We start from the raw sequence: 25,948 nt of genomic DNA, 5'->3' as shown, positions 1-25,948 counted from the left end.
TAATTAGGGCAGAACCCAGTTACTGGCGGTATTGTCCCGTAACCATCAACAGTGCTTCCGGAAGCTGATCCATAATCGCTGCCAGATTCTCATGTACCCCCTTCGGGGTACCGGGCAAATTGACAATCAGGGTTCTTCCGCGGATCCCGCAGATTCCCCGGAACAGCATAGCTGCGCGGTTCTTCTGCATCACCGTACTGCGCATCGCCTCGGAGAGTCCGGGCACTTCGCGTTCAATGACCCGCCGCGTCGCCTCCGGCGTAACATCGCGGATGGCCAGATCGGTTCCGCCGGTTGTCAGCACCAGATCCGCCTGGAAATAATCCGTTAGCTCAATCAGTGCAGCAATAATCTCATCCTGCTCGTCAGGCACGATCCGGTATTCAATGATCTCGCCGCCCAGCTCCTCCTCCACCAGTTCCCGAATCACCTGGGCGCTCGTATCTTCCCGTTCGCCCCTGGCCCCTTTATCGCTGGCTGTCAGGATTGCTGTTTTCCACGCCATAGGTTGTCCCTCCCTCTCTATGTACTATGTATGTCCGGCTGCTGAAGCAGCTGCCGCTGCGCCTTCGGCTGTATCATTCCCTGCTGCTGATCTATTCTGCTTCCAGCGCGTAATCCCCATTCTTGCCGCCGCTCTTGGACACCAGCATCGTAGGTCCGATAATCATGTCCTTCTGCAGCGCCTTGCACATATCATATACGGTCAGCGCCGCTGCCGATACGGCAGTGAGCGCCTCCATCTCCACCCCGGTCTTGCCGGTAGTGCTGACGGTTGCTTCTATATATAGTTCATCTTTGTTGTTATCCATGAAGCGAATATCCACTCCGGTAAGCGGCAGCGGGTGGCACATGGGAATCCAGCTGGAGGTCTGCTTCGCCGCCATGATTCCTGCAACCTGAGCTACCGCAAGCACATCGCCCTTGCGGATCGTTCCCGCCTTAATGGCGCTCAGCGTCTCCGGGGCCATATGTACCTGGCTTCTGGCTGCCGCTGTCCGCTTGGTAACTTCCTTGTCGCTCACATCCACCATGCGGGCTCTGCCCTGCTCGTTGAAATGAGTTAATTCCATGTAGCCCTCTCCTTCCGGCAATCCCAGATGCCGTTCTCCGTAATCAGCAGATCCATTAAGGCATCATGCTCTTCAAGCGGTACTTCGGGTACCAGCTGGAGGCCGTAGGCCAGACCAATCCACATAGGCTTGGCAGCCGTGCCGGGGACTCCGGCCTCCAAGGCAGTGTGCAAGCGGTCATAATATCCGCGTCCGTAGCCGAGGCGCCCGCCCCGCCGGTCAAAGGCCAGTCCAGGCACGAAGATGACCTCCGGCCAGCCGGTTCCCCGTCCTGCTTGCGCGATGGGCCCGGTAAGTCCGGCACTCCCGGCTGGCGGCTCCATGATCCCGTAGGTTCCAGGGACAAGCTCATCCCATGAGCTTACCCGGAGAAGGCTTAAGTCCCCGCTCTCCCGGTTGACGCGGGGAAGCAGCACCTCATGCCCTTCCGCCCACGCCGCCGCAAGAAGCGGACGGCAATCCAGCTCGGAGCGCAGCGGGGCATAAGCAAGCAGTGAAGCTGCGCCTTCCTGCACGAACCAGCTCCACGCATGAGCGCATACCCGGGCGGATAACAGCTCCCGCTGCTCCATGGGTAAGGCATCGCGGAGTGCGGTATTCCCGGCGCGAAGCTCACGCTTCCGCCCGGCAAGCTGCATGCTGCGGTCCTGCATAGGCAGCCTCCTCCTTCACTTGTTCCTAGCTTATCATAGTTTGTAAGCTCAGTTTACCACTCTTCTCACCGGTTCGCCAAGGTTGATTCATTCCCCTTGTTAGAAGAATGGACCTCGCATGCCCAACCTTTTTCATGTAAACTGGAGAATAAGATTAGACAATCGCCTGGGCGCAAGCCGCCGAGGCCAATTTGCAAGGGCGGAGGTTTCATCAGAATGCTTCTTCAAGCGACAGGAATAACGAAATCATACGGTATACAAAGCGTACTGGACGGCATTAGCCTCATGGTGAATGAGAGGGAGAGAGTCGGGCTGGTTGGCGTCAACGGAGCAGGCAAATCGACCTTTCTACAGATCCTTGCGGGTGAGATGTCTTATGACAGCGGACAAATTCATAAGTCTAAAGAGACTACGATTGGCTACCTGGCCCAGAACAGCGGCCTGCAGTCGGATAACACCATACAGGAAGAGATGCTCGCGGTATTTGCGCCGCTGCTGGAGGCGGAAGCCGAGCTGCGGCAGCTTGAGACGGATATCGCCGATCCGGCACTTGCCGAAGATCCGAAGCGTTATGAGGATCTGCTGGAGCGTTATGCCAGACGCTCCGACTGGTTCAAGGATCACGGCGGCTATGAGATCAATACGCGTATCCGCAGCGTGCTGCACGGGATGGGCTTCGGAGAGTTCGCACCGGATACTCCAATCTCCACCTTAAGCGGAGGCCAGAAGACACGTCTGGCACTGGCCCGCATCCTGCTTCAAGCGCCCGATCTGCTCATGCTTGATGAGCCCACTAACCATCTGGACATCGAGACGCTCACCTGGCTGGAGGATTATCTGCGCGGCTACGCCGGCGGCATCCTGGTCGTCTCCCATGACCGGTATTTCCTTGACCGCCTGGTGACGACCATCGTGGAGATTGAGCGGCACCAATCGCGCAGATACACTGGCAACTACAGCCGTTATATGGAGCTGAAGGCTGCGGAATACGAGATCCGTATGAAGCAGTATGAGAAGCAACAGGATGAAATTTCGCGGATGGAGGATTTCGTGCAGCGCAACATTGTCCGGGCCTCCACCACCAAGCGGGCACAGAGCCGCCGCAAGGCGCTCGACAAGATGGAGCGCATCGACAAGCCGCTGGGCGACCTGAAGAAGGCCAGCTTCTCCTTCGAGCCTGATTTCATGTCCGGCAAGGAGGTGCTCCAAGTCCGGGAGGTCGCTGTCTCCTTCAGTCCGGAGGCTGCACCGCTCTTCCGCAATGCCTCCTTCGAGCTGCGGCGCGGCGAGACAGCGGCGCTGATCGGGCCCAATGGAATCGGGAAGTCCACACTGCTGCAATGTATGACCGGCACCCGCGAGCCTTCCCGCGGAACCGTGAACTGGGGAACCAAGGTGAAGATCGCCTACTATGATCAGGAGCAGACCCGGCTGAATCCGCGCAATACTGTGCTTGAGGAGCTGTGGAGTGAATATCCGATGCTGGAGGAGGCCAGAATCCGTACGATTCTCGGCAACTTCCTGTTCAGCGGAGAGGATGTACTTAAGAAGGTAGCTGCGCTGAGCGGCGGCGAGAAGGCCCGGGTGGCCCTATCCAAGCTGATGCTGCGCGGAGCCAATATGCTGATTCTCGATGAGCCTACCAACCATCTGGATCTCGTCAGCCGCGAGGTGCTCGAATCGGCCCTGATCGATTTTGAAGGCACATTGCTGTTCATTTCCCATGACCGTTATTTCCTCAACAAGATGGCTGAACGGGTACTTGAGCTGCACCCGGACGGAATTGATCAGTATTTGGGCAATTATGACGACTATATTGAGAAAAAGCTCGAGCTCAAAGCGATTGCCGAAGAGGAAGCCGAGCTGGCCGCCGCCAAGTCCTCCCGCAGTGCCGACAACGAAGCGATAGCGGCGGAAAAGGGTAGTTCCCTCTCCTATGAAGCGGAGAAACAGGCCAAACGCGAGGAGCGGAACCGCCAGCGCCGTATCTCTGAACTGGAGGAGAATATCGCGAAGCTGGAGGAATCCATCTCGGAGATTGAGCATGAAATGACTAAACCTGAGGTGTATCAGGATTATATGGCGCTTCAGGAGCACGAAAGTGAGCTGAAGGACAAAAAACGCAAGCTGGGAGATTTATTTAGCGAATGGGAGAAACTGGCTGAGGAATAATGTAAAGACGGTTCAAAAAAAATTTTAACAGTTTCCAATTTGTTCAAATCTGGTTATCCACAGCCCCATCCACAGTTTCCGTGCATAACTATCGCCTAAAATTAGCCCTTCGGGGCTTTTTTCATGCGTAAAATGGCTACTTTGCTTGTCAAGGACTTTTTATCCACCGAATTATCCACATTATCCACAATTCTCACAATTCTGTTTCAGAGCATAACCTCCTGTTTATGCTGCTCGTAAAAAAGGCGTTATTGCTGATTTTACACGGTTTTTACACAACTCGTGCGGAATATGTGGATAACGTTGTCCACAGCTTGACAAATGCCGCACGGGGCAAAAATCATGTTAGGTTTAGGCGATTTTGTATGCCCACTTGCCGCCAGCAAATTGTGTTCGGTTCTCTGTATACATTTGGCCGTACGCCGTCCTGCTAGCCCCTGACAGCAAAAATGCCCCTGCCGATGTCGATGACATGGCAGAGGCATCCGGTTCTTGAAAAAGCGTTGAACCTGCGAGGCCACCTCGCTCTGTTCTTTGGTCTCCAGCTTCTAGCTATTCACCGCTGAGCCCGGAGAGGGCACCTCCGATTCCGACAGCAGCGCCGCATTACAGGCGGCGATATAAGCAATGCCTGCGGCCATCACGATATCATGATGGATGGCCGTGCCCCGGAACTTGGTGTCCTTCCACTCCACCATTACGGCGGCCTCGGCCTGGGCATTCCCGCCGCTGCCGAGGGAATGCAGCTCCAGCCCGTCGAAGCGGATATCCTCAGCAATCCCTTGCCCTATAGCGGCAATGATCGCTTCCAGCGGACCGTCTCCGGTGCTGGTCTGGGTCGTCTCTGCGCCGCTCTGCAGATGGCGCACTGTCACTGCAGCCACGCGGCGCGGCGCGCTGCCGGCCAGGACCTGGACCTCGCCGAGCGCATAGACCTGCGCCTGCTGTCCCGTAGTGCTGCTGACCATCCGCAGCAGCTCATCGTCGCTGACGGCTTTCTGGCGGTCAGCCGTCTCCTTGAAGGATTCGTAGAGCGCGTCCAGCTCCGCCGAATCCAGGGCAATGCCGTACTTCGCAGCACGGTCCTTCAGCGCATGCCTGCCGGAATGCTTGCCGAGGATAATCATGCTGCGCGGGATGCCCAGCCGCTCCGGGTCCATAATCTCGTAGGTGCTGCGGTCCTTCAGCAGACCGTCCTGATGGATGCCGGATTCATGCTGGAAGGCATTGCGCCCGACCACCGGCTTGTTGAAGGCAATCGGGAAGTGCATCGCCCCGCTGATCATCCGCGAGGTGTCATACAGCTTATCCAGCACGATTCCAGTCTCGGCGCCGATAGAGTCTCCGCGTGTCTCCAGCGCCATGACCAGCTCCTCCAGCGCACAGTTGCCGGTCCGCTCGCCCACACCGTTGACTGTGACCTCAATCTGTGTGGCGCCGCCTTCAATAGCCGCCAGACTGTTCGCTACGGCGAGGCCCAGATCGTTGTGGCAATGGGCACTGTAGATAACCTTGTCTCCGCCCCTGGCCCCAAGCCGCACACGCCGGAACATCTCTCCGTATTCCTGCGGCAGCGCATAACCCACTGTGTCCGGCAGATTGATAATCGAAGCGCCCTCTTCAATCACCGCCTCGACCATCTCGATCAGATCGTCGATGCCCGTCCGCGCAGCGTCCATTGCAGTGAATTCTACCACATCGCAGAACTGGCGGGCATAAGCCGTCATCTCTCTTGCAACCGCTACAACCTCAGGGCGGCTCATGCGCAGCTGATGGCGCAGGTGAATGTCGGAGGAGGAGATGAACAGATGAATCCGCCGCCGCGCGGCATCCCGGGTGGCCCGTACAGCAGCATCGATATCCCCCTTGACGGCACGTGCGAAGCCGCAGATCTCTACGCCCTGAATCTTGCGGGAGATCGTCTCCACTGCAGCGAAATCCCCCGGACTGGATACAGGGAACCCCGGCTCCATGACATCCACTCCCAGGTCCGCCAGCTTGCCGGCCAGAATAATCTTTTGCTCAGGAGTAAGACTGGCTCCCGGGGCCTGCTCGCCATCGCGTAGCGTCGTGTCAAAAATCTGAATTCGTTTCTTTACCGGAATGATCATCGTAATTCCTCCTCAAATTAGGTTTATCTAATGGAAGGCTGCCTCCTAAAAAGCACAAAGACCCCCCGTCTCTTATAAAGAGACGGGGGGTCAGCCCTCCGCGGTACCACTCTTTTTGACGCATAGGCTTCCTGATGTACAGAAGTCCTGGCTGCGTCCAGCTTAGTATCAGATCTCTTTAGCCCCGATAACGGAAGTTCTAAGGATCTGAATAGTCCGGTAACGGGGACATCCGTAGCAGCGTACCTGTAGCTCTTTCCGCCGCTCCGCTCACGGGCGAGATTCGCCGGCCTCTGGTGTCTGCGTCGCACCTCCCCGCAGCTCTCTGCTCACCTTAGCCGTCTACTGCTCCCGATCCTCGCGTGTCATTCCTATAAACTTCTCAAAAATGTACACAAAAAAGCCTGCCGTCTCATTCAAGAGACGACAGGCTGTTCACTGTCGCGGTACCACTCTTGTTGATATCCGAACCCGCTAACCTTCCAGCTGTTCTGCGATACCCACTCCATGTCTGCAAGGGTTCCGGAATGTTTCCACTCCGCCAAGCCCTGACTGACCACCCTCTCACGGAGGTTAACCGTAACGATGTACCTAAGGTCGCCGGATTATATCCTGTACCGGCCAGTGCTCCTGTTCAAAGAGCTCCCTGCTTCCACCGCTCCGCTCCCGGACGAGTTCAGGTCTCCATCGACTGCGTCGCACCTTCCCGCAGCTCTCTTATCCCGGAGTGACCTTACTGCTTCCGATCATTGCGTTTGTTCAAATATAAAGTAATTGAATTGAACTGATTATACCCGGCGGCTTCTGCAAAAGTCAATAGGCAGATACCGACCATTTCTCCAGCGAATAGCCGGGATCGGCTACCATATCCAGCGGAATCCCGCCTTCATGTCTCCATTTCACATAAGCAGCGGCACCAATCATCGCCGCATTATCCGTACAATACACGGGTGGAGGAATAATCAGCTCAATCCCTTCTGCCCCGCAGCGCCGGGTCAGTGCTTCGCGCAGCCCCTTATTCGCCGCTACCCCTCCGCAGAGCAGAAGCTGCTCCGCGTGGTATTCCCGGACAGCACGGATCGCCTTCTCGACCAGCACTTCAACAACAGATTCCTGGAAGCCGCGCGCAATAGCCGCGACATCCGGCACAAGCCCCTTCATCTTGCTCTGATTCACCGCATTCAGCACCGCAGACTTCAGGCCGCTGAAGCTGAAGTCGTACGAGCCCGGCTCCAACCACACACGCGGCAGAGTGAAGGCTTCTTCCGCTTCATGCGCAAGCTTGTCCACATGCGGCCCTCCCGGATATGGGAAGCCCAGGGCCCGCGCTACTTTGTCGTACGCTTCGCCGACGGCATCGTCACGGGTGCGCCCGATGATCCGGAAGCTTCCTTCCCGCTCCATATGCACCAGCTCCGTATGTCCCCCTGACACCACCAGCGTCATGTTAGGATACTTGAGTTCCTTGACCAGCCGGTTGGCATAGATATGACCGGCAATATGATGCGTGCCGATGAGCGGCTTGCCCCAGGCCAGCGCCAGGCTTTTGGCAGCCACGACTCCCACCAGCAGCGCCCCCACCAGCCCCGGACCCTGCGTTACCGCCACTGCTGTCAGCTCCTGCGGACCTACGCCTGCTACGCTTAAGGCTTCTTCAATGACCAGCGTAATCACTTCGACATGCTTGCGGGAGGCCACTTCAGGCACCACACCTCCGAATGCCCGGTGGGTCTCAATCTGGCTGGAAATAATATTGGACAACACCTCACAGCCATCCTTCACTACAGCTACAGAGGTCTCGTCACAGCTGGTTTCAATCGCCAGAATCAATACAGGCTCCCTTACGCCCGTGTCTGTCTTCATTTCAAGTCCACGCTTCCTTCCGTTACAGCTTGCTCCCCGTACTCCGGCAGATCGGCCCACATGATGAGCGCATCCTCGCGGTTGTCCGAATAATAGCCCTTGCGGGTACCCGCAGGCTTGAAGCCTTTTTTGCGGTATAAATTCTGGGCCACCTCATTGGAGACCCGTACTTCAAGCGTGATCGACTGCATGCCGAGATAAGCTGCCGTTCTCATCAGCTCGTCCAGCAGCCGCTCGCCCCATTTACGCCCCCGGTAGGCCTCCAGCAGTGCAATATTAGTGACATGCGCCTCATCGACAATCGCCCACATTCCCGCGTAGCCGATAATATGCCCTGCCAGCTCCATTACCATATATTTCGCAAAATGATTGTGGGTCAGCTCGTTGCGGAAGGCTTCCTCCGTCCAAGGCATGGTAAAGGCCTCCCGCTCAATCACTAGTATCTCAGGGACATCCTCCAGAAGCATCAGGCGAAAAACAAGCTCAGCCCCCTGAGCTGGTCTACGTTCCGGTTCGATCATCGTGTATTCAGGCTCCCTTCGCTGCTGCGGCGCAGATTCGCCTCCGCCTCCGACAGCTGCGTATAGTTGGGAATCAGCGTATGCAGATCTCCGCTCTCCTCATAAAGGCCCGCTTCCGCCAGGAATCCGGTCCAGCGTCCTTCCAGCTCATAAGGCAGCGCCCGGGCATTCGTGGCTTCCATCAGCGGAGCCAGTATATCCGCACTTCCGTGCAGCGCCGTCTCGCCTACGAACCACAATGTGTCCGGCAGCTTGCCCTCAGCTGCGGCTTCCTTCAGCCGCACCGCCAGCTCCTGCACCCAGTCGGCCATCAGCCGGATAGCATCCGGTGCCAGCCGCCGGGGCGGCTTGTCCCCACCCGCCGCGAATACAGCGGTGTACGCTTGTCCCCGCCGGGCATCGATCAGCGGAATGATCCAGTCTGTTCCTGACGTGCCAAGCCTAGAAGCCGCATGGTATCCGCCCCAGGCCAGCGCATGCAGACTGGATACGCCAGTAACCGGAACGTTCCAAGCCCAGGCCAGCGTCTTCGCTGCGGTCACAGCAATCCGTGTTCCGGTATAGGAGCCAGGGCCGATCCCGACCGAGATTCCGCCAATTATATCGGCCGTAGTCGCAGACGCCTGAAGCGCCTGCTCAATAATAGGCAGCAGATGAACCGAATGATTCCGCTCCCCGGAAGCATTAATCTCATGCAGCAGCTCCCCGCCGCCAGTCACGGCCACTCCCAGAACTGCCGTTGATGTATCCAGCGCCAAAAACCGCTTACGCGGCTCATTATTCGAGTTCGTCATGTTTCTTTACCCCACTTCTGGATCAGCATCCGGCACACTTCGCCGTAAGACTCTCCGATTCCGGTCACCGTTATCTCCCGTTCATCCGGGCCGGCGGTCTTCAGCTCTATATGGAGATGCCGCGGCGGCATCAGGTCGGCGATAATTCGGCTCCACTCCACCAGACTCACACCATGGCCATAGAAATACTCTTCCAGCCCCAGCTCGTCCGCTTCCTGCAGCGATATCCGGTATACATCCATATGATACAGCGGCAGACGTCCTTCATACTCTTTGATAATGGTAAAAGTAGGACTATTCACAATACCTTCCACACCCAAATGGCGCGCATAGCACTGCGAGAACGCCGTTTTGCCCGCACCTAGATCCCCGTCAAGTCCGATAACCATCCCCGCCGATGATGCGGCAGCGATGGCGGCGGCAAGTGCCTCCGTATCCTGAAGGCTGAATGAACGGTATGTAAACACCGTTTGTGTATTATTGTCCAAAGCTGCAACTACCACCTTTTTAAAGTCCCTTAACGGTTAATAATATCCTTAATTATATCGGTATGCTACTTGCACCGCAACAGCCGCTGTTAGTCCGTCGAGACCGCTTGAACCGCCGTACGCTTCCCCGGATGCCGGGAGAACAAGCTATGAAGCACCATTCCGCCAATAATGACCGCGATCCCTGCCCATGAGAGCAGGGAAGGCAGCGGCGAGGCCAGCAGGAGCATCTCCCCCAGCAAGGCGAACAGCACCTCCAGTGACTGGGTCGCTTCCACGGCTGCCAGACTGCTCATGTTATCCCGGACCAGATCGGTAGCCCGGAAAAATAGCACCGTAGCCACAATTCCCGAACTGAGTGCAACAATGACTGATTGTCCTACCTGCGGGGAGGAGGGCAGGCCTGTATCTGCCATACCATACAGAGCGACAGCCAGCCAGAAGGGCAAGCTGGCAAGCGTCATGCCAAGAATCCGCTGGAATACATCCAGCTGGCCGCCGCACAGCTCCATCATCTTACGGTTTCCAAGCGGATAAGCGAAGGAAGCGATAAGTACCGGGACAATGCCCAGCAGGACCTGGGATGGGGCAAGCTGCCGCGCCTGCTCCACTTGCAGCAGCGCTACTCCGGCGAGAATAATCAGGGAGAGCAGCAGCCCGCGCAGCGGGATTTTACCTCTTATGTATACTTGTCCTCCCGGTCCGCTGACCCATTCTCCGAAGAACGGAGCCAGCAGCGAACCGGAGATAATCGTGATCTGCCATGTTCCCGCGCTCAGCCAGCCCGGTGCATAGGCAGCGGCGAAGCAGATGGGCGCGTAGAACAGGCCGAACCCGACAGTGCCCCACAGCAGCCAAGACCCCGGCCGTTCTCTCATCGCAGCCAACAGCGGCTTCAGCCTCCCTCTCCCGGCTACAATAACCAGCAGCAGCGGGAGCGTGAACAAGTACCGCAGCGAGGCGCTCCAGGCCCAGCTTCCTCCCGCAAGCTCCATCCTCCGGTTCAGCACAAACGTCACCGCAAAAAACAACGCCGAGCATACACCCAGCAATATCGGACGCACTTCCATCATCTCTTTTCGTCAAAATTCTTCTTCCAAATATAGGGGGTCACCACTCCCCGCGTCAATATCTGTGTCAGCTATAATTAGAGGGACGTTGCCCGTTGGAAGACGTAAGGAAGGTTGCTGGCGGAGGTGGCGGGTAAGGGGAGTGCTGGGGTGTGTTGTGCTAATAAGCGTGATGTTGGATAAGCGTGGTGGCGGATGAGCGAGGCAACAGTGTGTGAGGTGACGGATGAGCGTGGTGACGAATGAGCGTGGTGGCGGATGAGCGGGACGACGGTGTGTGAGGTGACGGATGAGCGTGGTGGCGGATGAGTGGAGTGTTGGGAGTTCGGCGGACCCAAAAGCCGCTATTTGGCTTAAAATATCATTCTGCTGCTTGTTGCGGACTCAGAAGCCGTTAACTTCCAATTTTGAGCCAAATGTTACGCCGAATGGGTTACTTAACGACATCTGTGGGTTTAGAATAGATAGTAGACGTCTCTTAACGAACGGAGGGATAATAAGGATCACGGAGGTGTGTTGCCATGGGTGACCAACGAAAACGGTACAATGAAGAGTTTAAAAAGCAGACGGTTAAGTTTCTACAAGAACAGACGAAGAGTTTCGGGGAGTTAGCGGAAGAGCTGGACATCCCCAAGAGCACGCTTCATCAATGGATGGGACAATACCGGGAGCTCAAGAATGAACCTGTAGCCAGTGTGGATCGGGTGAGGGAGCTCGAAGCCGAGTTGAAGGAAGCGAGCCGTCAGCTCCAGGAGCGCCAAGATCAACTCGTCGACCGGGAGGAAGAACTGGCCATCCTAAAAAAAGCAGTGCACATCTTCAGCAAACCAAGGAACGCCGATTCCAGTTCATGAAGGAACATCGCTCCGCGTTTCGCTTGGAGAAGATGTGCATCACCTTGCAGGTATCCAGGAGCGGATATTACAAGTGGCTCGGAGCCAAAACCAGTGCACAGGCTCTCCGTAAAGCGGCCGTGCAGGAGCGAATCCGCTACCATTTTAATGACCATAAGGGGCGGTATGGAAGTCCGAAAATCACTCGACTGCTGCACCAGGAAGGCTATACCCTCACCGAACGTACGGTGAGTGTGTACATGCGGCAAATGAAGCTCCGCTCGGTGGTCTCTAAGCCGTACCGTGTACAGACCACGGATTCCAAGCACAACAACCCTATTGCCCCGAACACACTGAATCAAGAGTTTACCGTCGACAAGCCCAATACCGCCTGGGTGACCGATATTACGTACATCCCCTGCCGTGGAGGCCGCTTGTACCTGGCCAGCGTCATGGATCTGTGCACGCGCGAAATTGTAGGGTGGCGGTTATCGGACCACATGGAAACCAGCTTGGTCTTAGACGCCTTGCAGGCTGCCTATCAAGCCAAGCGACCCGGCCCGGGACTGCTCCACCACTCGGATCGGGGATCGCAGTATACCTCCAAGGAATATACCGAGCAGTTGAGGACGTACCAGATGGAATCAAGTATGAGCCGCAAAGGAAACTGTTACGATAACGCTTGTATTGAATCCTGGCACAGTATCTTGAAGAAGGAGCTCATTTACTGTAACCCGCGTTTTAAAACTCCAGGGCAGGCGTACCAGGACATCTACCAATACATTGAGTTTTACTACAACCGCAAGCGAATGCATGGCACGCTGGGGTATCTTTCCCCCGCCCGATTCGCTAAGCAGTTTACGACGGCATCCGTTGCGTGAGTATCTACTTTCTTGACAGAGGTCCACTGAGTCCGGTCGGGTCCACAAAACGAAGAGTTTCATCCAAATAAAAGCACTCCAGTCCGCTCAACATCTTCCTCCCAACTCGCCCCCCCCTGAAGCCGCCGCTCCAAGCCCCCACCTTCCTCAAATTCACAGGCACTTCTGCACATCATACCCGCCCCACGCTCCCTCTTCACGCTCACCGCCACCGCCTAAAACAAGCATATAGCGCTCCATGCACCAGTTAGAGGATCAGCCAACAACCAACACACCAAAAAGCAGGGCCTCCGGCGTTAATCATACCGCCAATAAGGTCCTGCCCCAATGCTGAGTTACTTTTACTCCCCTGCATCTTCTACCCGCTACTTCCCCTGCTCCTCCAGGCGCTCAACACCCACAGTCTGCGTATTCGTCGGCCGGGAGCCTACCTGAACTGTTGCCATGCCGTTAGCGGAATCAACATGCTCAATCCAGACCGGCTCACCATCGAGATGCACCGCGATTTTGTCCTTGGAAGCGTAAATATCCTGCGCACGTGTTATATCCATTCTTTTCTTGCCTCCCTATTCCTCGTCGTCGTCTTCCGCCGGAAGCTCCCCAATCGTTGCATCGGCATCCAGCAGTCCTGCATCCTCATCCAGTCCGGCATCCTCCGGACCGGCAATAATGTTGTCCCAATTGACCGCCTCTGCCGGAATGTCCTGCTCCGATAGGGCATCACTCCAGCGATAATACTCCTTGTCCATATTGCCTCCTCTTCTCGCTATGGGTCTGTGCAAGCTGAGCAGCCTTATTTTTTCCCATGACTCTCAAATAATGCATCCGGCTAGAAAAACCCTTGACGCCCCATACTAAGCCATACCACATCCCATCAGGAGGCGATTCTCATGCATACCGTTTGGAAAGGAGCCATCAGCTTCGGGCTTGTGCATGTTCCGGTCAAGATGTTCTCCGCCACGGAGGATAAAGACATCTCGCTGCGCTACATACACAAAGAATGCGGCAGTCCACTGTCTTATGTACGTAAATGTCCTGTCTGTGACAAGGAGGTCACCTGGGAGGAGATCGGCAAGGGGTACGAATATGAGAAGGGCAAGTTTGTTCTGTTCGACAAGGAGGAGCTGGATCAGCTAAGCGAGGAGAGCAGCAAGAGCATCACCATCTTGGATTTCGTGGATTTGACGGAGATTGACCCGATCTATTTCCAGAAGACCTACTATTTATCACCCGATCAGGCAGGCGCGAATGCTTACCGTCTGCTGATGGAGGCTATGCGTCAGACCGGGAAGATCGGTATTGCCAAGATCTCCATCCGCTCCAAAAGCAGTCTGGCCGCCATCCGCGTCCTGGCGGACTGCCTGGCGATTGAGACGATCTATTACCCGGACGAGGTCCGTCCGGTATCGCAGGTCCCGGGCTTGCCGGAGCCGGGCAGTGTGAACGACAAAGAACTGGATATGGCCAAGCTGCTGATCTCACAGCTATCCACCCCGTTCGAGCCTGCCAAATATACCGATGATTACCGCCAGCGGATGCTTGATCTGATCACGCACAAGATTGCCGGCGAAGAGTTCCACATTGCTCCGGCCCGCCAGGAGAACAATGTCATCGATCTGATGGCTGCCCTGCAGGCCAGTATTGAGGCCGTGCAGCATATTCCTTCCGATCCCGGGCCCGCCAAAGGAGGCAGCGGAGCTAAGCCGAGGCCTGCTGCCGGTGCGAAGAAACGTCCGGCCAAGGCCACTGCCGCTGCGACTTCAACAGATACAACCGCCGCTCCCGTTGTAGATGAAGCTACCGGACCGATTCCGGTGATTGCCCCGAAGCCGAAGCGCCGGAGCGCGAAGAGCAAGGTCACCGGTGCCTAGGGGACGGACTCCCGCACCTGCTGCAAAGCCAGCCTGTTCCCTTCAACTTCAGCCCGTCACTCCGTTTGAGCCTGTGCTGGCCTCTGTGCTTCCAAGCGGAGAACAGTGGATCGCCCAGATCAAATGGGACGGCGTGCGGATGATCTCCTATTACGACGGGAGCCATGCCGAGCTGATTAACCGCCGGGGCAACCGGCGCACGCTCCAGTATCCTGAGCTGGCCGGACCAGAGAGCTATTGCCGGGCCGGCTCCTTCATTCTGGATGGCGAGGTCATTGCGCTCAGCGGCGGCAAGCCCTCTTTCCACGAGGTTATGCGGCGGGACAGTCTGAAGAACGAGGCGGCGATCCGGGCAGTGCAGCCGCAGGTTCCGGTGCTGTATATGGTTTTTGATATGCTGTACTGTGACGGCATCTGGCTGCTGGACGAACCGCTTGGCAGGCGGCAGGAGATGCTGAAGGAGATGCTGCTGCCCCATCCCCATGTGCAGCAGGTGCCAAGCTACCAGGACCCGGCCCAGCTGCTCACTGCGGCCCGGCAGGGGAGTCTGGAGGGAATCGTCTGCAAGGATCTGGACAGCACTTATGCGCCCGGCGGCAAAGATAAACGCTGGCAGAAGCTCAAGATCATCTCTGATGTCACTGCTGTCGCCGGGGGCGTCACCTTCCGCGACGGCATCGTGAATGCACTGCTTTTCGGCCTGTATGATGATGCCGGGAAGCTGCATTATATCGGACATGCCGGGGCGGGCAGAATGACCGTCCAGGACTGGCGGACACTGACCGCACGAATTCCGGGACTTGTCACAGAGCATATGCCGTTTGCCGCACTTCCGCAGCGAAGCTCAGGCTCCGTTTGGATTAAGCCTGAGCTGGTGTTTAAGCTGCATTTTCTGGAATGGAATCCCTCCGGCACCTTCCGCCAGCCTGTGATTCAAGCTCAGGTCGATCTGCCCGCACACTCTTGTTCTTTAAGCCAGAGGGGGGTCTAGCTGCCTATTGCGGAGTCAGACTTCCGGCAATCTTCAGCAGTTCAGCCTTACTCTGCACAGTGTTCCGGGTATCCGTTAATGTGTACTCTCTGCTGCCATCCGCACTGCTCCACTGCAATTGAGATTTCAGCTTGTCTTGATGTGGCCCGAAGGAGGTGAACATCATCTCCTGCCCGTTAACCTTCACCTGCTCATCCTTGTCCTTCGGCAATAAGGCCAGTGTAACTCCAGCCGGAAGCTGGCTTGCAGGCTCGGCACGCAGGCTCAGCACCTCTCCCTTGCGGGTATAGGTCAACGTGGTAACATGACCGCTCCAAGGGAGCATTTTGGTGATAACCTTTTTACCGGCTGCTGTGGATTGCCCCTTGAGTTCATCCCTGAGCTGCATATATTCTTCCTCATACGAAAAAGGTATGTCAGGGCTGATGATTGCCTCCTTCAGCACATAATCTTTCGGCAGCGAAGCCGGAGCCACTAATACACCTCCACCCATTGATGTTAATTTCTGCGCCGCTGTGCTTACAGACGTATAACTAAACGGCACGTAACTGATATTCAGACTATCCAGCGTATTAATTTTGGCATCATTTACATACACGGCCCGGATTTCCCCTGCGTTCAAGGGAAGCTTATATTCCTTGGCCAGCAATGCGTCTAACGGAGATAGCGCAGCCGGTTTAGCCGTTTCTGTAGCCAGGATACCGTTGCTTTTATTCTTTAATTTGTCAGGCAGCGTCCCTGCTGCTCCCACCGGCCCCGCTGCTGTGCTGAGTAGCAGGGACATGCATATTGCGGCAACAGCCGCTTTTTTAAACTGAATCATAGTTCAATCCCTTCCTTCCGGTTCATTTGCTGTTCCCTCACCGCTGAACCATACCGGCGGCAATGGTCTCCCATTGTTCCCGGGTCAGCCGCTGGTTCGGCGGGTCCGTCATCCAAGCAAGCCCTCCGTAGGCGCTGTCATACCAATACAGTCTGCTTACTGAACCCGCGTTGTTCTCGGCGCCTACCCCAGGAATATACAGTAGCTCCTTATCTTCATAGGACCACATTTCGGCAGTTTCGCCGGCGGATAGGATGATTTGAACCGGGCCGGTTGTTACTGTATTGTCCCAGGATATCTGAAGCGCAAGCTGATTACTTCCATCCCGATAGACCGCCTCGGCTCTCTCGATATCCTCTAAGGGCCATATAGTTACAGCCAACGGATTCCCGTCCTGGGCGGCTTCTGTTTTGGCCTTCAGCGCCCCCAGAACCACCCCGTACTCTGGATCAAATGAAGAAGGAATTTCTGCGAACAGTCTGCCTTCTGCAAACCGGAGTTGACCAATTCTCTCGGGTGGCAGCGCAAAGCTCCACTTGCCCGCTTGCTCCCGGGCTGCCGACAGCTTCGCGTAGCTGGTATACGTAACCGTTTTGCTGGTGAAAAATAGCGGTTTTCCATACCCCAGACCGTTCATCAATGCAATTAATTCACTGTCATTGACATAATAAGCCGCTGTCTCTCCCGGCTGTAAGCCGGCTTGCGCCTGCCATTCATATTGTTCCTTTAGCTTAAAGTAACGTTCCCGGGCCGAGCTAGAGCCAATGTAAGGCGTGTAGACCTTCGATTCAGCCTTCTTCACCTGTGCCACAACTCTGCCGCTGCTGTCCTTCAAGGCTAATGGCTGCCCCTCCGTCTGCCGGATGACCGCAAAGTCCGGTTGTAGCGCCTTCCCCGTAGTTTCCTGGTCCGTCACATGGCGGAGAATGCTGAACCCAGCCAGCCCCAGTAGCGCGACTGCGCAGAATCCGGCGGCCAGCCTTCTGCCCCGCTGTACCGCAGGACGCAGCGGAGGTATGAGCTGCCTGGTCATCACAGGCGCCTGCACCACCGTTCCCGGCTCCGCTTGTCCCTGTGAAGTTGGCGTTCCCCCGCCCTCTGACGCAAGCCGCTGGGCATGGATGGCCCGTACCCGCTCCATAACGGATGACTTAACATCAATGCTGCCCGATGCCTCACCTGCACCCATTCGTCTTATCCTTTTTTCTTCAGCAGTGAAGTGCTCGTCCAATGTGATTCCTCCCCCTCTCTTTGCGATTGCAGCAGGTTAGTGAGCTTAACAATCGTTCGCCGGTATCTTTTTTTGACCGCATCCTGATTCTTGCCCAGAATCACGGCAATTTCGGCAAAGCTCAACTCTTCAAAAATCCGCAGTACCAGCAGATTCCTCTCTTCCGCCTTCAGCCGGGAGAGCGCTACAGCGAGCGGTTCATCGAACAGGAAGCGGTCCATCTGCTGCTCCGGGCTTTCCGCGTATTTCTGCGGCCGCAGCAGCATCATCAGCCGGCTCTGCCGCTGGCGCTGGCGGATGACCCCTAGGCAATGATGATAAGCGATTTTATACAGCCATGAAGAGAAGCTGACCAGCGGACGATACTGGCCGATATTTTGATAGGCTTTGACCAGAATCTCCTGCACGGCGTCCTCCGCCTCTGCCCCGCTGCCGAGCAGGCGGCTGCAATAACGGTACATCGGCTGCTGAACAGCCTCAACGATCCCCCCGTACTGCTCCACGTCGCCGTTTTGCAACTTAACAACGAGGTGTTCCATTTCATCCAAAATCGTATAACGCTCCTCTCTTATAGCTAACACCCTTATAAGCATCTGCCCGGGCCAAAAGGGACATTTTGCGCAAAAAAAGTGTGAACTGCCCTTATCCCGGGCCGGAACCCCGACTGAAAACCGGCAGCGCGGCAAATACTAGGCAGACATAGACAAGCCTAAGGAGGGATGTCCCATGCCAGCAGCCGCTAAAGGAACCATTACCGTAGACGGGCAGCAAATCAGCATCACCAATCCCGACAAACCGCTCTGGCCCGAGATGGGCATCACCAAGCAGATCTATCTGCAAAAGCTGGCGGCCCTCTCGCCCTACCTGCTGCGCTATTGTAAAGACCGGCTCCTCACAGTGATCCGCTATCCCCATGGCGTTCCCGGGATGTCGTTCTATCAGAAGAACGCCCCGGAGCCGCTGCCGGATTTCGTCCGCACCGCGGTGCAGGACGATATCACCTACATTGTGCTGCAGGGCCTGCCGGAGCTGCTGTGGCTGGGCAATCTGGCCGCGCTCGAATTCCACCCTTCCCTCCATTATGCCGGAAGTACGCTGCCCTGCGAGTGGATGATTGATCTGGACCCTTCGCTTGAGGTCGAACCGCGGATTATGGAAGCTGCTGCTGTGGTAGGGGAGGTGCTGAAATCGCTCGGACTGGACTCCGTTCCCAAAACCTCGGGAGCCACCGGAGTGCAGATCATTGTTCCGGTAGGGCCGGGGGTAACCTTCGATGAACTGCGCCGGATCGGGCATTTCGTAGGCCGTTATGTCACCGAGAAGCGGCCCGATCTCTTCACCCTGGAGCGGCTGAAGAAGCATCGCGGGGATAAAATATACTTCGATTATCTCCAGCACTACGGCGGCAAAACACTCGCTGCCCCGTACACCCCGCGCGCCCGGCCGCTGGCCACCGTCTCCACTCCCCTCCTGTGGGAGGAGGTTGAACGGGGCGTCAAACCTACAGATTTCAACCTGCTGAATATAGAGGAGCGGCTCAGCCGGTTAGGAGATCTGATTGCCAAGGTTCCTCCCCAGCCGGTCGAAGCGATTATTGCCAAGCTGCCCTCAGGACAGCAATAAGCCCGCAAATGCCTTCTCAGGCTGCGGGCTTATCTGGCTTCCTCCTCAATCAGGACGAAAGGTATTATATATGGGAATACGGCGCAGCAAGTCAGAACCGCCGTATGGGTTACTCTGTCGTTCGTAAGTATACCTTCCTTCGAAAGCGTTACGGCTGGGCCGGTGACGCTAATGCTAATGAATTGCTTTTTTCTTGAAGCGGCCGCCCTTGACATCATGGATATTGCCGATGGCGATGAACGCGTCGGAATCCCAATCCTCTACAATCGACTTAAGCTTCGCTTCTTCCAAGCGGGTGATGACTACAAAGATCACTTTCTTGTTGTCACCGGAGAATCCGCCTTCACCATCAAGATAAGTCACTCCGCGCCCCAGACGCTCCGTCAGGGCTTCGCCGATATCACGGAATTTATCGCTGATAATCCATACTGACTTGGACTGGTCCAAGCCTTCAAGTGTAATATCGATCAGTTTGAAAGCAATGTAATACGCAATCAGGGAGAACATCGCATTATTCCAGCCGAACACAAAGCCTGCGCCGGACAGAATGAACAGGTTGAAGAACATAACAACTTCCCCTACAGAGAACGGAAGCCTCTTGGACACAAGAATGGCTACAATCTCAGTACCGTCAAGCGATCCGCCATAACGGACAACGAGTCCAACCCCAACGCCGAGAATGACCCCTCCGAATACTGCTGCCAGCAGCGGCTCAACCGTAATGGGATGAACAGGATGGAGCAACTGGGTACCGATGGACATTACAATGACAGCGAATAGAGTAGATAAGGCAAATGTCTTACCGATCTGCTTATACCCGATAACCAGGAACGGCAGGTTAAGCAGGGTCAATAGTATACCGAGCGGTATATTGAAAATATGGGACAACATAATGGAAATACCGGTGATTCCGCCATCAATCAACTTATTGGGAACAAGAAAAATCTCAAGCGCAACAGACATCATGGCCGCTCCGATGACAATCATCACAATCCGCTGGGCCAATCTTGCCGTCTTAAATACTCCGGACTTCTGCGGCTTCTTCTGTTCTTCACTCGTAAAGATATGTTGGCTTACAGTCATAGAACTCCCCCTATAAATAGTATATCTAAGAAGCTTACGAAAGCGAACGTACAGTCGTGCCTTCTCCCCTGTTCTTCTTATATTTCCATTATATCATAAAGGAAAGTCAAATAACGCATATAAATTGATATAACCTTCGATAATCGATGCTTCCGCCATCTTTTCTGTCATAATAGCGGCGATAAGAGCTGACACAGACTTTCTATGCGTTTGACATTACGACTGCGCTCCCGGAACTTTTTCGGATCGATGAATTCACTCTGCTCCTGGTCTCTGCTGAAATCCTCAGCCAGCTCTGAAATCATCTCCGGACGGAGCAGCACCGCCGTCAGCTCAAAGTTGGAATAGAAGCTGCGCATGTCCAGATTGGCACTGCCGACGGTGGCCAGCAGGCTGTCGATAATCATTACCTTGGCATGCATGAACCCTCTGGTATATCGGTAAAATTTCACGCCTGCGTCCTGCAGATTCTCCAGATACGACAGCGTGGCATAATAGACCAGCTTGTTATCCGGCTTCGCCGGGATAATGATTCTCACATCCACTCCGCTAAGGACCGCATTCTTCAGCGCCCTGCTTATCGCCGGGTCGGGGATGAAATACGGCGAGGTCATCCAGATCCGCTGCCTTGCAGCGCAAATAGAAGCGAAATACATCTCCTGGGTAGCATCTATGGCCGCATCCGGCCCGCCCGCGACAATCTGTACAGCCTCCCTACCGCTACAGTTATGATCCGGGAAGAAGCGCGGATGGCTGATAATATCCCCGGCTGCCAGCCGCCAGTCCTTGAGAAACACATATTGCAGCTGATAAACGGCATCCCCTTCAAGTCGTAGATGCGTATCCCGCCAGTAGCCCATTTCCGGATTTTTGCCCAGGTAATCATCGCCTATGTTCATTCCTCCGGTGAATCCGGTCAGTCCGTCCACCACCAGAATCTTCCGGTGATTGCGGTAGTTGAAGCGGCGGTCCGGCAGTGCAGTTAGCAGAGGCAGAAAAAAATAGACCTGCACTCCCGCGTTCTTCAGTGTATTCACAAAACCCCGGCTTAGTTTGTGGCTTCCCAGTCCATCGCACAGCAGGCGCACCCTCACCCCCTGGCGTACCTTGCGGATCATCAGCTCCTGGAACTGCCGGCCGATCTCGTCCTCCCGGAAAATATAAAATTCCATGTGGATATGCTCCTGCGCACCCTCCATCACCTCCAGCATGGACTTATACGCTGCCTGCGCGCTGGACAACACTTCACATCGGTTATGGCTTGTAACCGGACTGTCCGCCAGTCCCGAGAACAGGTGCAGCAGCTCAGGGCGGTGTTCAAATCCGGGGTTGCCGGTATCCTCCACCTGCTTGACCTTATGAATCTTGCCGGTAACATGAATGCGGATTTCCCGCAGCAGAGAGACGCACCGGTTGCCAAGCTTGCGGCTCTGCCAGTAATCACGGCCCAGGAAATAGTAGAACAGCAGGCCCAGCGGCGGGCAGCAGAAGGTAATACATATCCAGGCAAGTGCCCGCTGCGGACGGCGGAATTCGGAAGCGGTAATAATGGCAAGCTGCACAATAAAAAGACACAAGATAACGGCAAATATTCTCATTCCAGGCCTCCTGATTAACTGAATGAACTCTTACTATCTCTGCGGGCATAGACGGTACTTACTAACTTTCATGAGGAATCTGCCACGGCAGAAGCCTGCGCTTACTACAGGTTTTGCCTTAACTCTCCTTCTTTATTCAAGTAAACCGTTGTCATGTTCACCTTAGTTATGGAATACATAGAGTAGTAGGACGAATCGGATAAGCCCCCTGCACCCCGACAGTTGTTTCAGTCAGTTCATACCAAGCGGCTGCCATGGCCGCAGTAAGGAGACGTTATGAAGAGTCAGCCCAGTCAGAAAAAGATTACGCTGCTCGTTATGCGTGAGGCCGGACGGCCTGTGAAGCAGCTGCAAATGTCGAAGCCCTTCGCTCTGGCGCTGCCTGCTGCAGCCGCTCTGTCCCTCTCCAGTCTGGTCACCTCCATGCATATCCATGCTTCCCGGTCGATCGCCGAGCTGGAGGCCGAAGCGGCCGCCTTATCACTGACCAATATCCGCATGGAGCTGAAGGTTGCAGATAAGGAACAAGCGCTACAGCAGCTGCGCGGCCAGGTAAGCGAGCTCTCGGAGGAAGCGGAGAGCATTAAAGACAAGCTGAAGAGTGTGACTGAGCTGGAAGAGCAGCTGCAATCACTGATCAACAAGGAGACCACCTCTTCTGCTGCCGGTAGCGGTTCTAGTGAGGCTATCCGCACTGAAAATGCTGGCGCCAAGACCTACAACGCGGATACGTCAACCTCAGCAGCTTCCTTCAAAGGCAGCCAGCCGGTAGTGGCGAACTTGCCTGATACCGGAGCCGGGGCTGCTGCTGCCGGAAGCTATGGCAAGATCAGCCGCTTAAGCGCCGGCCCGTTCATCCAGGAACAGCCGGAAGCTCTCTCTGCCGCCGTATCGCCTGCCGTCAACTTCCGGATCAGGGCTGCTGCTGCTACAGCACTAAGCCTGCCTGCGAATCCGCAGGTCGGCGGTGAATATGTCGCCGTCTACGAGAATGATCCGCAGCGGCTGGTTGAGGAGACAAAGGACGACTTCGAGGAGATCCACACCATCATGGATGAGATGATTGGCAGTATCTCAAGCACGATTACACAGGCCGAGAAGGCACACAAAACAAGAGCGGAGTTTCAGGCAAAACAAGCCCAGGAGAAGCAAGCCCGGCTGGCGCGGGCCGTGATGTGGCCTACCGGCTCGAAGGTCATCACCTCCAGCTTCGGTTACCGCTCCGATCCTTTCAAGGGTGTCTCTGCTTATCATTCCGGGATTGATATTGCGGGAAATATCGGAGATGCAGTATACGCGGCACTGGGCGGCGTGGTTACCTCTGCAGAACAAATGGGAGCCCGGGGCAAATACATCATAATCAAGCATGACAATGGACTGGAGACCTGGTACATGCATTTAAACCAGATGACGGTCACCCCCGGTGAGCGGGTCGGCAAAGGGGAGCAGATCGGCATGCTGGGCAGCACCGGGCGCAGCACGGGCCCCCATCTGCATTTTCAGGTCGTGAAGCAGAACAAGCCGGTGAATCCGCTCAATTATGTTAAGCCTTTATAAGTTCAAGAATATAAGGAGGAATGCGGGAATGTGGAACAGACGTAAGCAGGGTGCTTCGCTGAGGTCAACCGACTCGCTGATCGGACATGGAGGCACGCTTGAAGGGAAAGTGCATTGCGATACGAACCTGCGGATTGAAGGGAACTTCAGCGGGGAGATTCTATGTGAGGGTACTGTGACGGTTGGTGAGCAAGGCACCGTCCACTCCAGCATTGAAGCGCAGGAGATTATTATCGCCGGCAAGGTTTATGGAGACGTAACCGCCCAGCGGAAGCTGATTCTCACCGGAACGGGACAGCTGCACGGCAATATTGCCGCCGGTTCCCTGAGCATTTCGGAAGGCAGCCTGCTGAACGGAGCTGTGGCTATGACCGAACAGCCCGCCCCTGAGACAGCGGGCGGGCTGCATACGGTCACTGCCAAGAAGACTGCAGCCAAGCGCAGAGACGGCAAGCAGAGTAAGCTGGAGGGCGCATGAGCCGCAAGCACTCAGTCTGTACGGCTCCACTGGCCAGCCCTATCTTGCTACTTACGCTGCTACATCCCTTTTGCGGAACACAATCCATGATACCGCCATGAAAATAACATAATACACAGCCAGGACGGCAATCGCGAACCACAGCGTCGCTCCTCCGGGACCGGTATCCGACACCACATAATTGCTAAGATTCATATGGGCAAAAATCAGATAGTTCGCCCACTCATACCGGTCAGGGTTGAAGATGGCGATAAAGATATCCTTGGTGAACATGATCGACAGCGACAGTACAATCGCAAGGCCACTGGAACGGAACACGCTGGAGATCATGAAGGCAATGGCTGCTGTCAGGAACAGCTCAATGTAGCTGCACAGAATCAGCATGAAGACATATTCCCCTGGCCCCCAGCCCATCACCATGTCCCCTGCATTTCCTGCAGTTGATGAAGAGAAAATGAAGGCAGAGCCATAGCCGAATAGGATCAGCACGCCCGTGCTGACAAGGCTGAAGATAACCAGCGAGATATATTTCGAGAGCAGAATCTTGGAGCGGCTCCAAGGGCGGATCAGCAGCAGCTTAATCGTTCCCCAGGTGAATTCGCCCGCTACGGAGTCGGCAGCCACTAAGGCTGTGAAGATGGTATTTAGGAAAAAAGCGATGGCTACGGTGGTCCGAAAGCTGTCCCATAACCCGACTACATCGCTGCCATTCGTGGTGAAGTGAACCAGCGCCGGAAACAGCGCACTCATCAGCGCCAGAAGAATCAGCATAATCCATGTCCGCAGACGTCTGAATATTTTGATATTCTCATTATGTATGAGAGAAGCGAACTCACCCAATGCCTTCACCTCCTGTCATTTCCAAGAATTGATCTTCGAGCGAACGGGACATCGCTTTGATGCTGTAGACCTTAATTCCGGCAGCTACCAGCTTGGCATTCAGCTCGGCAATCTCCTCCCGAACCGCCTCCACCGCTATTCCACCTTCCATGATTACACCTTGGCCGATCTGCGCCAGTGCAGCCTCAGGGTTATCTACCTCGAAGAACGTCTGGCTCACCGGTACCGCTGCATCCCCGACCGTCTTAAGCTGCTTCACATCGATCAGGCGGCCGTTCTGGATAATCGCCACACTATCGCACATCAGCTCCATCTCAGACAGCAGGTGACTGGAGACAAAAACGCTTGTCCCCTCGGTCTGGCACAGCTTGCGCAGATAATCACGCAGCTCGCGGATACCCTGCGGGTCCAGTCCGTTGGTCGGCTCGTCCAGAATCAGCAGCTTCGGCCGGTGCAGCAGAGCCTGGGCCACCCCCAGCCGCTGTCTCATCCCTAATGAATAGGTCTTGACCCGGTCATTGATCCGTTGGCTGAGGCCAACCAGCTCCACTACTTCATTGATGCGCTCTTTGGTCACGCCAGGCACCATGCGGGCGTACTGGCGAAGATTCTGGTATCCGGTAAGGAACTTGTACATTTCGGGATTCTCTACGATGGCCCCCACATTGGCTATGGCCTCTTCAAAATGGTCTTTGATGCTTCGTCCGCAGATCAGGATATCCCCGCGGCTAATGGAGATCAGTCCTACCATCATACGGATGGTAGTGGTTTTACCGGCTCCGTTCGGCCCAAGGAATCCGAAGATTTGCCCGGGTGGAATGTCGAGTGTCAAGTCGCTGATCAGTGTTTTGGAGCCGATCTTTTTGGTGACTCCCATCAGGCTGGCTACGGGCTTCACCACTTCTGCCGTATTCGGCATAACTTCACTTCCTTTCGTCGGTTTGGTGTGAAACGGGCTTGCGGTTTAAGATAAGGTATAATCATAGCAGAACTGAAGAGACTCTAATCTAGATGTAGTCGTAACTGCGGGAAATGTTTGCACTTCCGGCCGCTGCCTAAGTTTGGATTTCCTCCTTACACTGCTGTCTCAGCGGTAGAAAGCCAAACCTAGCTTATGCTTCCGAAGCGAGCTTTCCTGCGGAAAGCTTTCAGGCGGACGCTACCGCTCCTCCAGTTCCAAACTTCCCCTCCGTTACTCCCATCTTATTATTGTCTTTTTCAGTTCAAGCTATTATTAACCTTATCAGTGCATCAACAACCCATTTTCAACCATTTATATATTTTACCACACCTTCCCTTTTCCCTGAAATTAGGAAAGAAATGCAGGGAAAGCCAGTGGAAACGGCTTGGCACAAAATCATCCTAACGGGTGAACGGGATAGCACAAATGTATA

27 protein-coding genes and 1 other annotated feature are annotated in these 25,948 nt (G+C 55.3%); of the genes, 8 read left to right on the top strand and 19 right to left on the bottom strand.

Going from position 1 to position 25,948, the window contains the following annotated elements; genetic code table 11:
- Nucleotides 1–19: 19 nt before the first annotated feature.
- The 3 genes from C162_RS09210 to C162_RS09200 form a co-directional block, all read right to left on the bottom strand.
- Nucleotides 20–505: a MogA/MoaB family molybdenum cofactor biosynthesis protein gene (locus tag C162_RS09210; protein ID WP_036693720.1), complete on the bottom strand. Its 486-nt coding sequence runs from the start codon at nucleotides 503–505 to the stop codon at nucleotides 20–22.
- A gap of 91 nt (nucleotides 506–596) precedes the next feature.
- Nucleotides 597–1,073 (bottom strand): cyclic pyranopterin monophosphate synthase MoaC, encoded by a 477-nt coding sequence (gene moaC, locus C162_RS09205; RefSeq protein ID WP_036693719.1) that lies wholly within the window; start codon nucleotides 1,071–1,073, stop codon nucleotides 597–599.
- Nucleotides 1,064–1,726, bottom strand: coding sequence for a 5-formyltetrahydrofolate cyclo-ligase (locus C162_RS09200; protein ID WP_036693717.1), 663 nt, complete (start codon nucleotides 1,724–1,726; stop codon nucleotides 1,064–1,066). Before C162_RS09200 ends, moaC begins: the two co-directional genes overlap by 10 nt.
- 216 nt (nucleotides 1,727–1,942) lie before the next feature.
- Here C162_RS09200 and C162_RS09195 point away from each other — a divergent pair, with 216 nt between their 5' ends.
- Complete coding sequence (locus tag C162_RS09195; protein WP_036693715.1) at nucleotides 1,943–3,898, top strand: ABC-F family ATP-binding cassette domain-containing protein; 1,956 nt, start codon at nucleotides 1,943–1,945, stop codon at nucleotides 3,896–3,898.
- Nucleotides 3,899–4,446: 548 nt separating this feature from the next.
- On the opposite strand, the gene C162_RS09190 is transcribed toward C162_RS09195, so the two are convergent.
- The 7 genes from C162_RS09190 to C162_RS09165 form a co-directional block, all read right to left on the bottom strand.
- Nucleotides 4,447–6,009: a 2-isopropylmalate synthase gene (locus tag C162_RS09190; protein ID WP_036693714.1), complete on the bottom strand. Its 1,563-nt coding sequence runs from the start codon at nucleotides 6,007–6,009 to the stop codon at nucleotides 4,447–4,449.
- Nucleotides 6,010–6,084: 75 nt separating this feature from the next.
- Nucleotides 6,085–6,377 (bottom strand) — a binding site (T-box leader).
- Between the two features lie 48 nt (nucleotides 6,378–6,425).
- Nucleotides 6,426–6,554 carry a hypothetical protein gene (locus tag C162_RS37585; RefSeq protein WP_442792426.1) on the bottom strand — a complete coding sequence of 43 codons (129 nt, stop codon included), beginning with the start codon at nucleotides 6,552–6,554 and terminating at the stop codon, nucleotides 6,426–6,428.
- Between the two features lie 268 nt (nucleotides 6,555–6,822).
- Nucleotides 6,823–7,872 carry a tRNA (adenosine(37)-N6)-threonylcarbamoyltransferase complex transferase subunit TsaD gene (gene tsaD, locus C162_RS09185; RefSeq protein WP_036693712.1) on the bottom strand — a complete coding sequence of 350 codons (1,050 nt, stop codon included), beginning with the start codon at nucleotides 7,870–7,872 and terminating at the stop codon, nucleotides 6,823–6,825.
- Complete coding sequence (gene rimI, locus C162_RS09180; protein WP_051493342.1) at nucleotides 7,869–8,393, bottom strand: ribosomal protein S18-alanine N-acetyltransferase; 525 nt, start codon at nucleotides 8,391–8,393, stop codon at nucleotides 7,869–7,871. Before rimI ends, tsaD begins: the two co-directional genes overlap by 4 nt.
- A complete protein-coding gene (gene tsaB, locus C162_RS09175) occupies nucleotides 8,390–9,187 on the bottom strand; it encodes a tRNA (adenosine(37)-N6)-threonylcarbamoyltransferase complex dimerization subunit type 1 TsaB (protein WP_036693711.1) in 798 nt (265 codons plus the stop codon). Before tsaB ends, rimI begins: the two co-directional genes overlap by 4 nt.
- On the bottom strand, nucleotides 9,184–9,675 hold the full coding sequence (gene tsaE / locus C162_RS09170; RefSeq protein ID WP_036693709.1) for a tRNA (adenosine(37)-N6)-threonylcarbamoyltransferase complex ATPase subunit type 1 TsaE: 492 nt from the start codon (nucleotides 9,673–9,675) through the stop codon (nucleotides 9,184–9,186). Before tsaE ends, tsaB begins: the two co-directional genes overlap by 4 nt.
- 89 nt (nucleotides 9,676–9,764) lie before the next feature.
- Entirely contained in the window at nucleotides 9,765–10,739 is a 975-nt protein-coding gene (locus tag C162_RS09165; RefSeq protein WP_036693808.1) for a DMT family transporter, read from the bottom strand.
- 527 nt (nucleotides 10,740–11,266) lie between these two features.
- Between C162_RS09165 and C162_RS09160 the strand changes: the two genes are divergently transcribed.
- Together C162_RS09160 and C162_RS09155 are read left to right on the top strand one after the other, a co-directional pair.
- The gene (locus C162_RS09160) at nucleotides 11,267–11,599 is read left to right on the top strand and encodes a transposase (protein ID WP_036693708.1); all 333 of its coding nucleotides are present in this window, start codon (nucleotides 11,267–11,269) and stop codon (nucleotides 11,597–11,599) included.
- A complete protein-coding gene (locus C162_RS09155; RefSeq protein ID WP_084648871.1) occupies nucleotides 11,596–12,459 on the top strand; it encodes an IS3 family transposase in 864 nt (287 codons plus the stop codon). Before C162_RS09160 ends, C162_RS09155 begins: the two co-directional genes overlap by 4 nt.
- 365 nt (nucleotides 12,460–12,824) lie before the next feature.
- Here C162_RS09155 and C162_RS09150 read toward each other — a convergent pair whose 3' ends face one another.
- Entirely contained in the window at nucleotides 12,825–13,010 is a 186-nt protein-coding gene (locus C162_RS09150) for an H-type small acid-soluble spore protein (protein ID WP_036693706.1), read from the bottom strand.
- A 15-nt stretch (nucleotides 13,011–13,025) separates the two neighbouring features.
- Nucleotides 13,026–13,208, bottom strand: coding sequence for a hypothetical protein (locus C162_RS09145; RefSeq protein WP_036693705.1), 183 nt, complete (start codon nucleotides 13,206–13,208; stop codon nucleotides 13,026–13,028).
- A 141-nt stretch (nucleotides 13,209–13,349) separates the two neighbouring features.
- On the opposite strand from C162_RS09145, the gene ku reads away from it, so the two are divergent.
- Both ku and C162_RS09135 read left to right on the top strand, forming a co-directional pair.
- Nucleotides 13,350–14,330 carry a non-homologous end joining protein Ku gene (gene ku / locus C162_RS09140; protein ID WP_036693703.1) on the top strand — a complete coding sequence of 327 codons (981 nt, stop codon included), beginning with the start codon at nucleotides 13,350–13,352 and terminating at the stop codon, nucleotides 14,328–14,330.
- The gene (locus C162_RS09135; protein ID WP_051493340.1) at nucleotides 14,323–15,321 is read left to right on the top strand and encodes an ATP-dependent DNA ligase; all 999 of its coding nucleotides are present in this window, start codon (nucleotides 14,323–14,325) and stop codon (nucleotides 15,319–15,321) included. Before ku ends, C162_RS09135 begins: the two co-directional genes overlap by 8 nt.
- A gap of 4 nt (nucleotides 15,322–15,325) precedes the next feature.
- Here the strand turns inward: C162_RS09135 and C162_RS09130 are convergent, their stop codons facing one another.
- The 3 genes from C162_RS09130 to C162_RS09120 are packed head-to-tail and all read right to left on the bottom strand — an operon-like array spanning nucleotide 15,326 to nucleotide 17,914.
- The gene (locus C162_RS09130; protein ID WP_036693699.1) at nucleotides 15,326–16,144 is read right to left on the bottom strand and encodes a hypothetical protein; all 819 of its coding nucleotides are present in this window, start codon (nucleotides 16,142–16,144) and stop codon (nucleotides 15,326–15,328) included.
- Nucleotides 16,145–16,181: 37 nt separating this feature from the next.
- Nucleotides 16,182–17,375: a hypothetical protein gene (locus tag C162_RS09125; RefSeq protein WP_156949589.1), complete on the bottom strand. Its 1,194-nt coding sequence runs from the start codon at nucleotides 17,373–17,375 to the stop codon at nucleotides 16,182–16,184.
- Nucleotides 17,339–17,914: an RNA polymerase sigma factor gene (locus tag C162_RS09120; RefSeq protein WP_235218388.1), complete on the bottom strand. Its 576-nt coding sequence runs from the start codon at nucleotides 17,912–17,914 to the stop codon at nucleotides 17,339–17,341. The genes C162_RS09125 and C162_RS09120 overlap by 37 nt, the downstream gene beginning before the upstream one ends.
- A 187-nt stretch (nucleotides 17,915–18,101) precedes the next feature.
- On the opposite strand from C162_RS09120, the gene ligD reads away from it, so the two are divergent.
- The gene (gene ligD / locus C162_RS09115; RefSeq protein ID WP_036693695.1) at nucleotides 18,102–18,998 is read left to right on the top strand and encodes a non-homologous end-joining DNA ligase; all 897 of its coding nucleotides are present in this window, start codon (nucleotides 18,102–18,104) and stop codon (nucleotides 18,996–18,998) included.
- 174 nt (nucleotides 18,999–19,172) lie between these two features.
- On the opposite strand, the gene C162_RS09110 is transcribed toward ligD, so the two are convergent.
- Nucleotides 19,173–20,081: a YitT family protein gene (locus C162_RS09110; protein ID WP_036693693.1), complete on the bottom strand. Its 909-nt coding sequence runs from the start codon at nucleotides 20,079–20,081 to the stop codon at nucleotides 19,173–19,175.
- Nucleotides 20,082–20,248: 167 nt separating this feature from the next.
- The gene (cls, locus tag C162_RS09105; protein WP_036693691.1) at nucleotides 20,249–21,679 is read right to left on the bottom strand and encodes a cardiolipin synthase; all 1,431 of its coding nucleotides are present in this window, start codon (nucleotides 21,677–21,679) and stop codon (nucleotides 20,249–20,251) included.
- A 276-nt stretch (nucleotides 21,680–21,955) separates the two neighbouring features.
- Between cls and C162_RS37450 the strand changes: the two genes are divergently transcribed.
- Together C162_RS37450 and C162_RS09095 are read left to right on the top strand one after the other, a co-directional pair.
- Nucleotides 21,956–23,236 (top strand): M23 family metallopeptidase, encoded by a 1,281-nt coding sequence (locus tag C162_RS37450; RefSeq protein WP_051493338.1) that lies wholly within the window; start codon nucleotides 21,956–21,958, stop codon nucleotides 23,234–23,236.
- 28 nt (nucleotides 23,237–23,264) lie between these two features.
- A complete protein-coding gene (locus C162_RS09095) occupies nucleotides 23,265–23,714 on the top strand; it encodes a bactofilin family protein (RefSeq protein WP_083677908.1) in 450 nt (149 codons plus the stop codon).
- Nucleotides 23,715–23,765: 51 nt separating this feature from the next.
- Here the strand turns inward: C162_RS09095 and C162_RS09090 are convergent, their stop codons facing one another.
- Nucleotides 23,766–24,563 carry an ABC transporter permease gene (locus C162_RS09090; RefSeq protein WP_442792425.1) on the bottom strand — a complete coding sequence of 266 codons (798 nt, stop codon included), beginning with the start codon at nucleotides 24,561–24,563 and terminating at the stop codon, nucleotides 23,766–23,768.
- A complete protein-coding gene (locus C162_RS09085) occupies nucleotides 24,547–25,473 on the bottom strand; it encodes an ABC transporter ATP-binding protein (protein ID WP_036693687.1) in 927 nt (308 codons plus the stop codon). The genes C162_RS09090 and C162_RS09085 overlap by 17 nt, the downstream gene beginning before the upstream one ends.
- Nucleotides 25,474–25,948 lie beyond the last annotated feature (475 nt).

This window comes from Paenibacillus sp. FSL R7-269, assembly GCF_000517865.1.
Classification (GTDB): domain Bacteria; phylum Bacillota; class Bacilli; order Paenibacillales; family Paenibacillaceae; genus Paenibacillus_AQ.
This window is presented reverse-complemented; position numbering and strand designations above follow the sequence as displayed.

Coding starts and splice junctions, on each gene's coding strand:
- C162_RS09210 (WP_036693720.1), bottom strand. CDS start 505: ATGGCGTGGAAAACAGCAATCCTGACAGCCAGCGATAAAGGGGCCAGG.
- moaC (WP_036693719.1), bottom strand. CDS start 1,073: ATGGAATTAACTCATTTCAACGAGCAGGGCAGAGCCCGCATGGTGGAT.
- C162_RS09200 (WP_036693717.1), bottom strand. CDS start 1,726: ATGCAGGACCGCAGCATGCAGCTTGCCGGGCGGAAGCGTGAGCTTCGC.
- C162_RS09195 (WP_036693715.1), top strand. CDS start 1,943: ATGCTTCTTCAAGCGACAGGAATAACGAAATCATACGGTATACAAAGC.
- C162_RS09190 (WP_036693714.1), bottom strand. CDS start 6,009: ATGATCATTCCGGTAAAGAAACGAATTCAGATTTTTGACACGACGCTA.
- tsaD (WP_036693712.1), bottom strand. CDS start 7,872: ATGAAGACAGACACGGGCGTAAGGGAGCCTGTATTGATTCTGGCGATT.
- rimI (WP_051493342.1), bottom strand. CDS start 8,393: ATGATCGAACCGGAACGTAGACCAGCTCAGGGGGCTGAGCTTGTTTTT.
- tsaB (WP_036693711.1), bottom strand. CDS start 9,187: ATGACGAACTCGAATAATGAGCCGCGTAAGCGGTTTTTGGCGCTGGAT.
- C162_RS09160 (WP_036693708.1), top strand. CDS start 11,267: ATGGGTGACCAACGAAAACGGTACAATGAAGAGTTTAAAAAGCAGACG.
- C162_RS09155 (WP_084648871.1), top strand. CDS start 11,596: ATGAAGGAACATCGCTCCGCGTTTCGCTTGGAGAAGATGTGCATCACC.
- C162_RS09150 (WP_036693706.1), bottom strand. CDS start 13,010: ATGGATATAACACGTGCGCAGGATATTTACGCTTCCAAGGACAAAATC.
- C162_RS09145 (WP_036693705.1), bottom strand. CDS start 13,208: ATGGACAAGGAGTATTATCGCTGGAGTGATGCCCTATCGGAGCAGGAC.
- ku (WP_036693703.1), top strand. CDS start 13,350: ATGCATACCGTTTGGAAAGGAGCCATCAGCTTCGGGCTTGTGCATGTT.
- C162_RS09130 (WP_036693699.1), bottom strand. CDS start 16,144: ATGATTCAGTTTAAAAAAGCGGCTGTTGCCGCAATATGCATGTCCCTG.
- C162_RS09120 (WP_235218388.1), bottom strand. CDS start 17,914: ATGGAACACCTCGTTGTTAAGTTGCAAAACGGCGACGTGGAGCAGTAC.
- ligD (WP_036693695.1), top strand. CDS start 18,102: ATGCCAGCAGCCGCTAAAGGAACCATTACCGTAGACGGGCAGCAAATC.
- C162_RS09110 (WP_036693693.1), bottom strand. CDS start 20,081: ATGACTGTAAGCCAACATATCTTTACGAGTGAAGAACAGAAGAAGCCG.
- cls (WP_036693691.1), bottom strand. CDS start 21,679: ATGAGAATATTTGCCGTTATCTTGTGTCTTTTTATTGTGCAGCTTGCC.
- C162_RS37450 (WP_051493338.1), top strand. CDS start 21,956: ATGAAGAGTCAGCCCAGTCAGAAAAAGATTACGCTGCTCGTTATGCGT.
- C162_RS09095 (WP_083677908.1), top strand. CDS start 23,265: ATGTGGAACAGACGTAAGCAGGGTGCTTCGCTGAGGTCAACCGACTCG.
- C162_RS09085 (WP_036693687.1), bottom strand. CDS start 25,473: ATGCCGAATACGGCAGAAGTGGTGAAGCCCGTAGCCAGCCTGATGGGA.